Origin of the sequence: Streptomyces sp. NPDC085927 (assembly GCF_044540975.1) — a bacterium.
GTDB classification, from domain to species: domain Bacteria; phylum Actinomycetota; class Actinomycetes; order Streptomycetales; family Streptomycetaceae; genus Streptomyces; species Streptomyces hirsutus.
In genome coordinates this window covers 1-14,461 of sequence record NZ_JBITSN010000020.1, presented here as the reverse complement: position 1 = coordinate 14,461, position 14,461 = coordinate 1, and the positions used below count along the sequence as shown (strand labels likewise).

At 69.2% G+C, this 14,461-nt stretch carries 9 protein-coding genes; 5 read left to right on the top strand and 4 right to left on the bottom strand.

Annotated features, from left to right (window positions below):
• Positions 1–348: 348 nt before the first annotated feature.
• Positions 349–4,170 carry a GH92 family glycosyl hydrolase gene (locus tag ACIF80_RS33540; RefSeq protein WP_399811745.1) on the top strand — a complete coding sequence of 1,274 codons (3,822 nt, stop codon included), beginning with the start codon at positions 349–351 and terminating at the stop codon, positions 4,168–4,170.
• Positions 4,171–4,280: 110 nt separating this feature from the next.
• Here the strand turns inward: ACIF80_RS33540 and ACIF80_RS33535 are convergent, their stop codons facing one another.
• The 4 genes from ACIF80_RS33535 to acnA all read right to left on the bottom strand — a co-directional run bounded on the left by ACIF80_RS33535 (position 4,281) and on the right by acnA (position 10,614).
• Positions 4,281–5,369, bottom strand: a complete 1,089-nt coding sequence (locus ACIF80_RS33535; RefSeq protein WP_399811742.1) for a lytic polysaccharide monooxygenase — start codon at positions 5,367–5,369, stop codon at positions 4,281–4,283.
• 291 nt (positions 5,370–5,660) lie between these two features.
• On the bottom strand, positions 5,661–7,205 hold the full coding sequence (locus tag ACIF80_RS33530; RefSeq protein WP_399811739.1) for a caspase family protein: 1,545 nt from the start codon (positions 7,203–7,205) through the stop codon (positions 5,661–5,663).
• An 11-nt stretch (positions 7,206–7,216) separates the two neighbouring features.
• A complete protein-coding gene (locus ACIF80_RS33525; protein WP_399811736.1) occupies positions 7,217–7,657 on the bottom strand; it encodes a hypothetical protein in 441 nt (146 codons plus the stop codon).
• Positions 7,658–7,890: 233 nt separating this feature from the next.
• A complete protein-coding gene (gene acnA / locus ACIF80_RS33520) occupies positions 7,891–10,614 on the bottom strand; it encodes an aconitate hydratase AcnA (RefSeq protein ID WP_399811733.1) in 2,724 nt (907 codons plus the stop codon).
• 444 nt (positions 10,615–11,058) lie between these two features.
• Between acnA and ACIF80_RS33515 the strand changes: the two genes are divergently transcribed.
• From ACIF80_RS33515 to ACIF80_RS33500, 4 genes are all read left to right on the top strand, one after another.
• Positions 11,059–11,259: a DUF4236 domain-containing protein gene (locus ACIF80_RS33515; RefSeq protein ID WP_388436246.1), complete on the top strand. Its 201-nt coding sequence runs from the start codon at positions 11,059–11,061 to the stop codon at positions 11,257–11,259.
• A gap of 81 nt (positions 11,260–11,340) precedes the next feature.
• Positions 11,341–12,870, top strand: coding sequence for a UDP-N-acetylglucosamine 1-carboxyvinyltransferase (locus ACIF80_RS33510; protein ID WP_399811729.1), 1,530 nt, complete (start codon positions 11,341–11,343; stop codon positions 12,868–12,870).
• Positions 12,871–13,210: 340 nt separating this feature from the next.
• A complete protein-coding gene (locus tag ACIF80_RS33505; protein WP_399811726.1) occupies positions 13,211–13,603 on the top strand; it encodes a hypothetical protein in 393 nt (130 codons plus the stop codon).
• Between the two features lie 5 nt (positions 13,604–13,608).
• A complete protein-coding gene (locus ACIF80_RS33500; protein ID WP_399811724.1) occupies positions 13,609–14,277 on the top strand; it encodes a nucleotidyl transferase AbiEii/AbiGii toxin family protein in 669 nt (222 codons plus the stop codon).
• Positions 14,278–14,461 lie beyond the last annotated feature (184 nt).

Genomic DNA, 14,461 nt, shown 5'->3' with positions numbered 1-14,461 from the left:
GGGTCGTGCAGGAAGTGCTGGAAGTGCGGCTGGTGCCGGCGGCACCAGTGGTACGGGACGTGATGGCGTTCGCTGTTCGGGCGCTGTGCGGATGCCCCGGAGTGCCGACAGGTATAGTCCACTTTCCGCCGCCGGAGCAAGATCGAACACAAGGTTCGCCGTTGGTCTTTTCCGAGTTGAGACCTGGCGGAAATATGAGCGGCCGTCGCGTTCCACAACGGAAGAATCCTCGCCTCCGAACCTGAATGCCGCATTCAACACCCTTGACACCACGCGCCACTTGACCCACTACTGGTGCTTGCGCAGCAATTCTGACAACGTTGTCCAAGCCAGGGAGGGTGCTCGCGCATGCACCACGGAGTTCGGCACAGAATTCGGCACAGATGGGGCCCGGCGGTCGTCGCGACGACCGCCTTTGCCGTGGCGGCGGCCTCCCCGGGCGTCGCGGTCGCACTGCCCGGGGAGGCCGCGAAGGCGGACCGGGAGTTCGCTTCGTCGTTCGAGGCCGGGGAACCCGCCCCCGACTGGCTGAACACCGTCGACACCACGCGGGGCGGCAAGAAGCGCGCCTCGGGTGTCGACGGCGGCTACAGCAGCGGCATACCGGGCAACGTCACCGACCATGTCACGGACGTGCGCGCCAGCTCGGAGAACGCGGGCGGCGGGGAGGTGAAGGAGAACCTCGTCGACGGCGAACCCAGCAGCAAGTGGCTGGCCTTCACGTCCACCGGCTGGGCCGAGTTCGACCTGGACGCACCGGTCGAGGTGGTCCGGTACGCGCTCACCTCGGCCAACGACTTCGCCCCGCGCGACCCGCGGGACTGGACCCTGAAGGGTTCGGCCGACGGGGAGGACTGGACGACCCTCGACACCCGTTCGGGCGAGACGTTCGCGGAGCGGTTCCAGACCAAGGTCTACGACCTGGACGCGTCGGCCGTCGCCGGGTACCGGCACTTCCGGCTGGAGATCACCAAGAATGGCGGGGCGGACGCGCTCCAGCTCGCCGACGTCCAGTTCTCCACCGGCGACACCGAGGAGCCCACCCCGCAGGACATGCTCTCGCTGGTCGACCGCGGACCGAGCGGTTCCCCGACGGCGAAGTCGGGCGCCGGATTCACCGGAAAGCGTGCACTGCGCTACGCCGGACGGCACACGGCCGACGGGCGGGCCTACTCGTACAACAAGGTCTTCGACGTCCATGTGAAGGTCGACCGTCGTACGGAGCTGTCGTACAAGATCTTTCCGTCGATGGCGGACGGCGACCTCGACTACGACGCCACGAACGTCTCCGTCGACCTGGCCTTCACCGACGGCACCCATCTGAGCGAGCTGCGCGCCACCGACCGGCACGGCTTCCCGCTGACCCCGCGGGGACAGGGCGACGCGAAGGTCCTGTACGTCAACCAGTGGAACAGCGTCGAGTCGGGGATCGGCTCGGTCGCGGCCGGCAAGACCGTCGACCGGATCCTGGTGGCGTACGACTCCCCCAAGGGCCCCGCGAAGTTCCGGGGCTGGCTGGACGACGTGTCGCTGAAGTCGGTGCGGCCCGAGCGGCCGAAGGCCCATCTGTCCGACTACGCGGTGACGACCCGGGGCACCAACTCCAGCGGCGGCTTCTCGCGCGGCAACAACTTCCCGGCGACCGCCGTGCCGCACGGCTTCAACTTCTGGACGCCGGTGACCAACGCCGGTTCCCTGAGCTGGCTGTACGACTACGCGCGCGGCAACAACGCGGACAACCTGCCGACGATCCAGGCGTTCAGCGCGAGCCACGAGCCGAGCCCCTGGATGGGCGACCGGCAGACCTTCCAGGTACTGCCGTCCGCCGCCTCCGGCACCCCGGAACTGGGCCGTGAGGCACGGGAGCTGGCCTTCCGGCACGAGAACGAGACCGCGCGGCCGTACTACTACGGGGTGCGGTTCGAGAACGGCCAGAAGGCGGAGATCGCGCCGACGGACCACGCGGCGGTCATGCGCTTCACCTACCCGGGTGACGACGCGAGTGTCCTGTTCGACAACGTCACCGACCAGGCCGGCCTGACGCTCGACGAGGAGAACGGCACCTTCAGCGGCTACTCGGACGTGAAGTCCGGGCTGTCCACGGGCGCCACCCGGCTGTTCGTGCACGGCGAGTTCGACAAGCCGGTGACGGACGGTTCCGCCGCGGGCGTCAAGGGCCATCTGCGGTTCGACGCGGGCAAGGACCGGACGGTCACCCTGCGCCTGGCCACCTCGCTGATCAGCGTCGACCAGGCGAAGGACAACCTGCGCCAGGAGATCCCCGCGGGCCGGTCCTTCGAGTCGGTCAAGCAGAGCGCCCAGCGGCAGTGGGACAAGCTGCTCGGCAAGGTCGAGGTCGAGGGTGCCACGCCGGACCAGCTGACCACGCTCTACTCGAGCCTCTACCGGCTGTACCTGTACCCGAACTCGGGCTTCGAGAAGGTCGGCGGGACGTACAAGTACGCCTCCCCGTTCTCGAAGATGCCGGGGCCGGACACCCCGACGCACACCGGCGCCAAGATCGTCGACGGCAAGGTGTACGTCAACAACGGCTTCTGGGACACCTACCGGACCACCTGGCCGGCGTACTCCTTCCTGACCCCCTCCAAGGCGGGTGAGCTGGTCGACGGGTTCGTGCAGCACTACAAGGACGGCGGCTGGACCTCCCGCTGGTCCTCCCCCGGCTACGCCGACCTGATGACCGGCACCTCCTCGGACGTCGCGTTCGCCGACGCGTACGTCAAGGGCGTGGACTTCGACGCGGAGGCGGCGTACGACGCGGCCGTGAAGAACGCCACCGTCGTGCCCCCGTCGTCGGGCGTCGGCCGCAAGGGCATGGCGACCTCGCCCTTCCTCGGCTACACCGGCACCGAGACCCACGAGGGCCTGTCGTGGGCCCTGGAGGGCTACCTCAACGACTACGGCATCGCGCAGATGGGCAAGGCCCTCCACAAGAAGACCGGCGACAAGCGCTACGAGGAGGAGTCCGCCTACTTCCTCGACCGGGCCCAGGAGTACGTCAACCTGTTCGACTCCGAGGCCGGGTTCTTCCAGGGGAAGAGCACGAAGGGCGACTGGCGCGTCGAGTCCTCGAAGTACGACCCGCGAATATGGGGCTACGACTACACCGAGACGAACGGCTGGGGCTACGCCTTCACCGCCCCGCAGGACAGCCGGGGCCTGGCCAATCTGTACGGCGGGCGCGACGGCCTCGGCGACAAGCTCGACGAGTACCTCGCCACCCCGGAGACGGCCTCCCCGGAGTTCAAGGGCTCCTACGGCGGTGTCATCCACGAGATGACCGAGGCGCGGGACGTCCGGATGGGCATGTACGGGCACTCCAACCAGGTGGCCCACCACGCCATGTACATGTACGACGCGGCCGGGCAGCCCTGGAAGACCCAGAAGAACGTCCGTGAGGTGCTGTCGCGGCTCTACACCGGCAGCGAGATCGGGCAGGGCTACCACGGGGACGAGGACAACGGCGAGCAGTCGGCCTGGTACCTGTTCTCCTCCCTCGGCTTCTACCCGCTGGTGATGGGCAGCGGCGAGTACGCCATCGGCTCCCCGCTGTTCAAGAAGGTGACCGTGCACCTGGAGAACGGCCGCGAACTGGTCGTCAAGGCACCGAAGAACAGCGCGAAGAACGTGTACGTGCAGGGGCTGAAGGTCAACGGCAAGCGCTGGGACTCCACTTCGCTTCCCCACTCGGTGGTCGCGAAGGGCGGGGTCCTGGAGTTCGACATGGGCCCGCGGCCGTCGTCGTGGGGCACCGGCAAGAAGGCGGCTCCCGTGTCGATCACCCAGGACGACGAGGTGCCCACGCCCCGCGAGGACGTGCTGAAGGGCGCGGGCGCCCTGTTCGACGACTCCTCGGCGACCGGCGCCACGGTGTCCACGGTCGACCTGCCCGTGAAGGGGGACGCGTTGGCGGTCCAGTACACGCTGACGTCCTCGGACCACGCCGAGGCGCCCACGGGCTGGACCCTCCAGGGGTCGGCCGACGGCACGACGTGGAAGACCCTCGACAAGCGGGCGGACGACCCCGACGCCTTCCGCTGGGACCGGCAGACACGGGCCTTCTCGGTGGACAAGCCGGGGAAGTACGGCCACTACCGGCTGGTCCTCAGCGGTGAGGCGACGCTGACGGAGGTGGAACTGCTGAGCTGAGCCGGCCGCGCGCCGCAGGCGGGTCCGGGCCTGATGGCCCGGACCCGCTTCGCCGTGCCGGGGCACGTTGCGTCAGCGGCACGTCATGTCACCGCCGTGCCGGGGCGGGTTCAGCCGACCCGGCAGGGCAGGCTCGTCGTACTGTCGCCGCCGGAGCCGGAGACGACGTAGCCGAAGGTGGCGCTCTGCCCCGGATTCAGTGAGCCGTTGTGGCCGGCGTTGTGGACCATGACGGCCTGGCCCTGGTAGGTGGCGTTGCCGTTCCACAGGCTGTCGACCCGCTGGCCGGCCGGGAGGGTCCAGTCGACCATCCAGCCGAGCATGGGGATGTCACCGCTGTTGGTGACGGTCACCTGGGACTGGTAGCCGCCGTTCCAGCTGCCCGTCGTGCTGCGGGTGGCGGTGCACTGGCCGGGAACGGGATCGGTCGGGGGGTTGCCGGGCTCCTTGATGCCGGTCACCTCGCCGTTGCCGCCGTCGAAGACGACGTCGGAGCAGGAGTAGAAGGTCTCCGCGCTGTCCGAACGCTGCCAGACCATGTAGACGATGTGGCGGCCCGACTTGCCCTCCGGAAGCTGCCCGGTCCAGGAGTAGTTGGCCTCGACGGTGCCCGGGGACCCGTTGAGCGGCGGGTGGTCGACGGAGAGGAACGGCTGCTCCTCCATGTCGTCCCAGGTGAGGGTCTGTTTCGGGTCGAAGCCGTCCTTGGTGATGTACACGTAGAACCAGCCCGGGTGCGCGGCCCAGGCGTTGTAGGAGAAGTCGACGGTCGCACCCGAGGTGAGGTGGGTGAGCGGCCAGTCGTCGCGCGGCTGGTTGAAACCGGTGAAGCTGGTGTTGCCGCCGCTGCACAGCTGCCCGTCCGGCACGAAGCCGTCGGTGCGGCCGGCGCCGTCGGAGCGCAGTACGGAGAACCAGTTGTAGAACGGCGTGGTGCCGCTGACCTGCGCGGCGGCCTTGCACGCCGGGTTGACCGGCTTGATCTCGCCGGTGTCGGTCAGCCCGTCCTGCCAGCACAGGAAGGTCCGGCTGGCGGGCTTCATCGGCGTCCCGTGCGCCTCCGCCTCGCCGCCCGCGCTCATGACCAGGCCGACGGCCGGGAGGGTGGCGAGCAGGGAGACGAGGACCAGGAAGAGGGCTCTGGCGCGGGTGGGGAGTGTGAGCCGGGGAGGGGTGCCGCCCCTCGCCCTTGTTCTCATTTTTGTCATGATCATGACATACCTGTCCGTCGCTGTGGGTGCTACGGGTCACGGGTCGTGCGCGTGGGTGCGCGTGCAGGGGCGCGCGGGTGCGTGTGCGGGGGCCGTGCGCGGGGGGGGGCGCATGCACGCGTGGGGCCGAGCGAGACGGGAGCGTCCCTGCGGCGGGTTCCGGTCCGACGAAGAATGGGAGCGCTCCCATCTCACTCGTACGGGGAAGGTAGCGCCGGAGGCTCCGCTTGTAAACGGGTGGCGCAGTGGAGGGTGCGTGGGGGGACGTCTACGAGCCGTTCAGGACGGCTCGGCGAGGAGCCGTTCGACGGCGGCGGCCGCCTGCGCTCCTTCGAAGAGCCCGACCACGCTCGCCAGCACGCGGTCCCCGCGCGGGGCGTTCAGCGCCGCCCGGACGATCACCACCACGTCCTCGCGGAGCCGGGTCCCGCGCGGGTCGACCGGGCGGTCCAGCTGCTCCCCCAGGACGGACGCGAACAGGGCCCGGCCCTGTGTGTCCGCCATGCACGACAGCGCGCTCAACTCTCCGGTGAGGCGCAGGATGAGGGTCACCTTCCGGGAGCGGCGGGGGGAGTCGGAACGGAGGGCGGGACCGGACTCCGGCTCCCGGGCCGGGCGGGGGGTCGCGGGCTCCGCGAGGGTGGCGGAGGCCGGGGGGACGGAGGCGGAGGCGGAAGCGGCCCTGCTGCCCTGGGCCAGTTGTCGCTCCAACCCGGCCGCCACGCCCTGCCCTTCGAAGAACTCGACCGTCCACAACAGCGCACGCACGCCTCCGCTCTGCTTCACCGCGGCCCACGCCATCATCGCCACGTCCTCCCGCAGCCGGACGCCCCTCAGGTCGACGCGGCGGCTCAGCTCCTCCCCCAGCACCATCGCGAACTCCGCCCGGCTCCGGACGTCCTCCATGCATGCCAGCCCGCTCAGCAACTCGGCGACCAGCACCAACTCGGTGAGCCACGCGGAGGGGCCCTCGTCACTCGGCGAGGGCTCCGGCGACACCGGCCCGTGTCCCTGCCGCTGCTCCTGTCCCTGCCCTTGTCCTCGTTCCTGTTCCTGCCCCTGCTCCTGTCTCTGCCGCCGTCCGCGCACCGAGCGCGCGACCACGACCCGGTGCTCCAGCTCGGCCCACATCTGAGGGCGTTGGACGACCTGGGCCGCCTGCAGTTCGTCGTACACGTAGTCGTAGAGCTCGTGGACGCCGATCACCCCGTCCCCGTCGCGGTCCGCCTCGCCCGAGCGCAGGCCCTTGATGACGGCACCGGTGAACTTCGAGGGCTGTGGCTCCAGTTCGTCGAGCCGATCGCCCTCCCAGGCGTACTCGGTGCGGTTGGTCGCGGTGAGCACCGCCCGGCCGTGTCCGGCGAGTTCGTCCCTGAGGTGCACCACGGTGTCGCCCTTGCTGCCCGGCAGGAAGGCACCGCTGTAGCAGCAGTCCAGGAGCAGGATGATGGATCGTGCCCGGCACCGGCGCATCTGGGTGTGCAGGAACGCGGCGGGGACGGAGGTGGAGGCGAGCAGCCGGTGGTCGGTGTCGGTGGTGGCGAAGTGCAGTTCGCCGTTGTCGTTCTTGACGCCGTGGCAGGAGAGGTGGAGCAGGAGGACGTCGTCGCGGCGGCGGTCGAGGAAGAAGAGCTCGACGGCCCGGGTCACTTCGTCGTGACGGCCGTCGACGACCCTGCCGACCTCGAAGTCGCCGATCAGCGGGTCCTCGAGCACTTCGGCCAGGCCGTGCGCGTCGCGCACGGGTGAACGGAGCTGTCTCAGCGCCTGGTTGTCGTAGCGGCCGGTGGCGACGAGCAGGGCGAAGCGGCGGCCTGTGGACACGGTCGTCCCCCTCAGCCCTCCGGCCCGGCATCGGGGGCGAGGGCAGGGGCGGGGGCGGGGGCGCTGTCGTCCGCGTCCCGGCCGCCGTCCTCGTTCGTCGCGGTGCGGGCGGCCAGGAAGGCCTCGATGAGGCGTTGCTGGTCCGCGGCGGAGACGGCCTCCAGCTCCAGGCTGTCGTCGCCCAGCGCGATGCTGACGGTGCGCACCGGCCGGTTCTCGATCCAGGTCTGCACGAGCCCCAGCACCGAGCGGAGCGCGATGGGGGCCAGGGTCACCGCGAGGGCGCCGACGGCGATCGCGTCCACCGGTTTGGCACCGGCGGGGACGTGGCCGGCGCGGACCGGCTCGACCCGGTCGACGTCCAGCTCGAGCAGGCGCTCGCGCAGGTGCCGGGTCAGTTCGTCGAGCTCTTCCTGGTCACTGTCCGGACCTCCGGTCAGTACAAGTTGCATGCGCTCACTGCCGCGGCTCACCGCCACCCCCGTCGCCTGGTGATGCTCCAGCGTACAACGGGGGCCGGGGTGGGGCCGGGGCGAGGGAAGGACGGGGGCGGGACCGGGACAGGAGTGGAACAGGGGCGGGACAAGGGTGGGACAACGGCGAGGGCCGCACCCCGGTGGACGGGATGCGGCCCTCAACTGCCCTGCGGCAACTGCCCTGCGATACCGCTTACTTGCCGATCAGGTCACTTGCTGATCAGGCTGCGCAGCACGTACTGCAGGATGCCGCCGTTGCGGTAGTAGTCCGCCTCGCCGGGGGTGTCGATGCGGACGACCGCGTCGAACTCGACACCGGTGTCGGTGGTGACCTTCACCGTGCTCGGGATGGTGCCGTCGTTCAGCTCGGTGACGCCGGTGAAGGAGAAGGTCTCCTCACCGGTGAGGCCGAGCGTCTCGGCGGTGTGGCCCTCCGGGAACTGGAGCGGCAGGACGCCCATGCCGATGAGGTTCGAGCGGTGGATGCGCTCGTACGACTCGGCGATGACGGCCTTGACGCCGAGCAGCGCGGTGCCCTTGGCGGCCCAGTCGCGGGACGAGCCGGAGCCGTACTCCTTGCCCGCCAGGACGACCAGCGGGATGCCCTGGTCGATGTAGTTGCGCGAGGCGTCGTAGATGAACGAGACGGGGGCGTCGTCCTTCGTGAAGTCGCGCGTGTAGCCGCCCTCGGTGCCCGGCGCGATCTGGTTGCGCAGGCGGATGTTGGCGAACGTACCGCGGATCATGACCTCGTGGTTGCCGCGGCGGGAGCCGTAGCTGTTGAAGTCGCGGCGCTCGACGCCGTGCTCCGTGAGGTACTTGCCGGCCGGGGTGTCGGCCTTGATGGCGCCGGCCGGGGAGATGTGGTCGGTGGTGACCGAGTCGCCCAGCTTGGCCAGCACGCGGGCGCCGGAGATGTCCTCGACCGGGGCCGGGTCCATGCCCATGCCCTCGAAGTACGGGGGCTTGCGGACGTAGGTGGACTCGGTGTCCCACTCGAAGGTGTTGCCGGTCGGGATCGGCAGTGCCTGCCACTGGGCGTCGCCGGCGAAGACGTCGGCGTAGGACTTGGAGAACATGTCCTCGCCGATGGTGTTGGCGACGACGTCGTTGACCTCGGCCTCGGTCGGCCAGATGTCCTTCAGGAAGACCGGGTTGCCGTCCTGGTCCAGGCCGAGGGACTCGCGGGTGATGTCCACCTTCATCGAACCGGCGATGGCGTAGGCCACGACCAGCGGCGGGGACGCCAGGTAGTTCATCTTGACGTCGGGGTTGATCCGGCCCTCGAAGTTGCGGTTGCCGGAGAGGACCGAGGTGACGGCGAGGTCGTGCTCGTTGACGGCCTGGGAGACCTCGTCCGGCAGCGGGCCGGAGTTGCCGATGCAGGTGGTGCAGCCGTAGCCGACCAGGTTGAAGCCGACCTTGTCGAGGTACGGGGTCAGGCCCGCCTTGTCGAAGTAGTCGGTGACGACCTTGGAGCCCGGGGCGAGGGTGGTCTTGACCCACGGCTTGCGGGTCAGGCCCTTCTCGACCGCCTTCTTCGCCACCAGGGCGGCGGCGACCATGACGTACGGGTTGGAGGTGTTGGTGCAGGAGGTGATCGCGGCGACGGTGACGTGGCCGTGGTCGAGCTCGTACTCCGTGCCGTCGGCGGCGGTGACCTTCACCTTGTGGCTGGGGGCGCCGTTGGAGATGGCCGGGGCGTCGGAGGCCGGGAAGGACTCCTTGCTGGCCTCGTCGACGTCGCCGCCGTCCTTGACGTAGTTGCGTACGTCCTGGGCGAACTGGGCCTTGGCGTCGGCGAGGACGATGCGGTCCTGCGGGCGCTTCGGGCCGGCGATGGAGGGCACGACGGTGGCCAGGTCCAGCTCGAGCTTCTCGGAGAAGTCCGGCTCGGCCTTCGGGTCCAGCCAGAGGCCCTGCTCCTTGGCGTACGCCTCGACCAGCGCGACCTGCTGGTCGCTGCGGCCGGTCAGGCGCATGTAGTTCAGCGTCTCGCCGTCGATCGGGAAGATCGCGGCGGTGGAGCCGAACTCCGGCGACATGTTGCCGATGGTGGCGCGGTTGGCCAGGCTCGTCGCGGAGACGCCCTCGCCGTAGAACTCGACGAACTTGCCGACGACGCCGTGCTTGCGCAGCATCTCGGTGATGGTCAGCACCAGGTCGGTGGCGGTGGTGCCGGGCTTGAGCTCGCCGGTCAGCTTGAAGCCGACGACGCGCGGGATCAGCATGGAGACCGGCTGGCCGAGCATGGCGGCCTCGGCCTCGATGCCGCCGACGCCCCAGCCGAGGACGCCGAGGCCGTTGACCATGGTGGTGTGCGAGTCGGTGCCGACCAGGGTGTCGGGGTAGGCCTTGCCGTCACGGGTCATGACGACGCGGGCCAGGTGCTCGATGTTCACCTGGTGGACGATGCCGGTGCCGGGCGGGACGACCTTGAACTCGTCGAAGGCGGTCTGGCCCCAGCGCAGGAACTGGTAGCGCTCCTTGTTGCGGCCGTACTCCAGGTCGACGTTCTGCTTGAAGGCGTCGTTGGTGCCGAACTTGTCGGCGATGACGGAGTGGTCGATGACCAGCTCGGCCGGTGCCAGCGGGTTGATCTTCGCCGGGTCACCGCCCAGCTCCTTGACGGCCTCGCGCATGGTGGCGAGGTCCACGACGCAGGGGACACCGGTGAAGTCCTGCATGATCACACGGGCCGGGGTGAACTGGATCTCCTCCGACGGCTGGGCCTGGGAGTCCCAGGAACCGAGCGCGCGGATGTGGTCGGCGGTGATGTTCGCGCCGTCCTCGGTACGGAGCAGGTTCTCCAGCAGCACCTTCAGGCTGTAGGGAAGGCGTGCGGCGCCCTCGACCTTGTCCAGCCGGAAGATCTCGTACGACTCGTCGCCCACCTGCAGCGTGCTGCGGGCGTCGAAGCTGTTCGCCGACACGACAGTCTCCTTCATTGATGTGCGCGTACCACCACACCGCAAACCCTTTGCGGCTACCGCCGCGTGGTGCCGCCACTGCGCCTGGACCAATCCGCTAAGGTAAGGCTAAGTTAGGCATCCCTTACCGGGTCGTGGCGGCTGCGGTGCACCTCGGCAGATATCTCGATGTCGAGATAACCCTAATACACAGCGGCCGAATGGTCATGCGCGGGCCCGCACCAGGAGACGCGCATGCCCGGTTTCCGGGCCCATGCCCCTTCCGGGTACCCCACCCGCCCCGGACGCACCACCCCGAACGACCCGGCCCCGGCCTTCCCCCTCCCGCCCCGCCACTCGTCGCCCATCGCCCGTCATCACCGGACCCGGACGGGGTATGCGCACCGGGACGGCGTCATGGACCGACGCCGTGAACCCGACGTCATGAACTCGGAGAGGGAGGCAGGGATGCCGCTCACGTTCCGCAAGAGCTTCAGGATCTTCCCGGGGGTGCGGCTGAACATCAACAAGCGCTCCTGGTCCATCACCACCGGCGGCGGGCGCGGCCCGCGGCACACCACGAGCAGCACGGGGCGTCGTACGACATCGATGGATTTGCCCGGACCTTTCGGGTGGCGGAGCACGCGCAGCACCCGGCGCGGCAGGTGATACTGACTCCGCATCACCCGAATGGCCCACTCGAGGAACCCCCAGGAGGCACCATCTCATATCTGAGATAGCCTCAGTCTCATGTCAGACGACTACCTCGTACGCATCGGTAAGCTCATCCGTGACGCCCGGCAACACCGCGGCTGGACACAGGCGCAGCTGGCGGAGGCACTCGCCACCAGCCAGAGCGCCGTCAACCGCATCGAACGCGGCAACCAGAACATCAGCCTTGAGATGATCGCCCGCATCGGCGAGGCGCTCGACAGCGAGATCGTCTCTCTCGGCTACGCCGGCCCCATGCACCTGCGGGTCGTCGGCGGCCGCCGCCTCTCGGGCGCCATCGATGTGAAGACGAGCAAGAACGCGTGCGTGGCACTGCTGTGCGCCTCACTGCTCAACAAGGGCCGCACGGTGCTGCGCCGCGTCGCCCGCATCGAGGAGGTGTACCGCCTCCTGGAGGTGCTGGGCTCGATCGGCGTCCGCACCCGGTGGATCAACGAGGGCGTCGACCTGGAGATCGTGCCGCCCGCCACGCTGGACCTCGGCTCCATCGACGCGGACGCGGCCCGGCGCACCCGCTCCATCATCATGTTCCTCGGCCCGCTGCTGCACCGCACGGACCGCTTCATGCTGCCGTACGCCGGCGGCTGCGACCTCGGTACGCGCACCGTCGAGCCGCACATGATCGCGCTGCGCCGGTTCGGCCTGGAGATCGCCGCGACGGAGGGCCAGTACCACGCGGTGGTGGACCGTTCCGTCAGCCCCGACCGCCCGATCGTGCTGACCGAACGCGGGGACACGGTCACCGAGAACGCGCTGCTGGCCGCCGCCCGGCACGACGGCGTCACCGTCATCCGCAACGCCTCCTCCAACTACATGGTCCAGGACCTGTGCTTCTTCCTGGAGGCCCTGGGCGTCAAGGTCGAGGGCATCGGCACCACCACGCTCACCGTGCACGGCATGCGGACGATCGACGTCGATGTGGACTACTCCCCCTCCGAGGACCCGGTCGAGGCGATGAGCCTGCTCGCCGCGGCCGTCGTCACGGAGTCCGAGCTGACGGTGCGCCGGGTGCCGATCGAGTTCCTGGAGATCGAGCTCGCGGTCCTGGAGGAGATGGGCCTCGACCACGACCGCACCCCCGAGTACGTCGCGGACAACGGCCGCACCCGGCTGGTCGACCTCACCGTCCGGCCCTCCAAGCTGGAGGCGCCGATCGACAAGATCCACCCGATGCCGTTCCCCGGCCTGAACATCGACAACGTCCCGTTCTTCGCGGCGATCGCGGCGGTGGCGCAGGGCCAGACCCTGATCCACGACTGGGTCTACGACAACCGCGCCATCTACCTGACCGACCTCAACCGCCTCGGCGGACGCCTCCAACTCCTGGACCCCCACCGCGTCCTGGTGGAGGGCCCCACCCGCTGGCGCGCCGCCGAGATGATGTGCCCGCCCGCCCTGCGCCCCGCCGTGGTCGTCCTGCTGGCGATGATGGCCGCCGAGGGCACGTCCGTCCTGCGCAACGTCTATGTCATCAACCGCGGTTACGAGGACCTGGCCGAGCGCCTCAACTCGGTGGGGGCGCAGATCGAGATCTTCCGGGACATCTGAAAGCTCTAAGAAAAGGTAACGCGAATCCCCTCCTGACCTGCACGTATGCGAGCCAGGAGGGGATTCGGCTTCGTCTGTGGGACTTCTCAGGGACTTTTAGGCCGAGCCGGGAGACTGCCGGTCTCGAGGGCTGAGGGGCGGATTGCCCGGCACTGCACGTGATGGGTCACGGGCAGGGCGTCGGCATGAGCGACTCATGGGCGAGGACAGGTCGGGCCGGGTTCTCGACTCACTGCTTTGCTGTCACGCTCAGACACCCTCTACGAGCCCGTCCCGCTCACTGCGGACGCAAGCTCGCGCATCATGCCCCTTACCGCTCCCCTACGGTCATAATGGAGGCATGCCCTCCACTCCACAGCGCCCCGCACCCGCGCCGAGCGGCCTCTCGGACGCGGCTGCCGAGGATCTCGCGTTGTACCGGGAGAAGTTCCGGCGGCGTCTGCCGGAGTCGCTGGACGAGTTGCGCGGCCCGACCCAGGGGGTCGTGGAGCTGCCATTGCACCTGGCCTGGTCGGGGATGACGTCGTACGACCTGGGCAAGCCGCGGCAGCGCATGGGCCTGTACCGCACCGTCCTGCACGAGGGCCTGCGCGACGACCTGCCCCGCTACCTCAACCAGGACCTGCTCCTGCAGCTGTGGCCGGTGCTGCGCACCCTCGTCGGTCGCACCGTGCGCACCGTATGGGAAGACACCTTCCCTCAGCTCGCGTCCCGCACCCGGGCAGCCGCGTGACGGACATGCCAGAGCTGCACACGCGGCTCCTGGCGGATGTGATCGCGCTCGGCTCGCCGTATCCCCTGGTTCTCACCGGTGGGTACGCCGTGCGGGCGCACCACCTCGTGAACCGCCCCAGCCAGGACCTCGATGTCGCCACCGAGAACCCGGCGCCCATGGCCGACATCGCCGCCACGCTCCGCGCCGGCCTGGAAGCCCGCGGCTGGAAAGTGCACGCGCTGGAAATTGCCCCGCTGTCCGCCCGCTTCACCGTGTCCGATCCGGCCACCGGGCAGGACTGCGAGGTCGACATCCTCAAGGAGATCTTCTGGCGACCGGTCGCCCAGAGTCCGTACGGGCCCGTCCTCGCGGAGGAGGACGTGATCGGGACCAAGGTCCGCGCTCTCGCCGACCGTGGAGCGCCCCGCGACCTGATCGACGTGTTCGCAGCCTCCCGCCGCTGGACCAATGCCGAGCTCGAGGAGTTCGGCCGCCGCCACGCCCGCGGCCGCTTCGAGCGCGAGGATCTGCAGTCGAATCTCACAGGCGCCGAGTGGACTGACGACGAAGCCTTCGCCGCCTACGGGCTCGATGACGCCACCATCACCGCTCTCCGCTCCTGGGCCGTGGAGTGGGCCGACAATCTGGCGGCCCGTCTCCTCGAAGAGGCCGATGATCCGGACATCGAGTAATCACGTCCGGATCAGATCGCATCTGCAAGCAACCAGAGGACGTTAAGTCCGATTTTCCTTAGTTCGTGATCACTCGTTCGTGGCGCTGGTTGCCGTCCAGGCTCGCCGGTGGGCATGTTCATGCGGAGGTTCATCGCATGGAGCGAGAACCGTATCCGAGCGACTTGGCGGATGAGCAATGGGC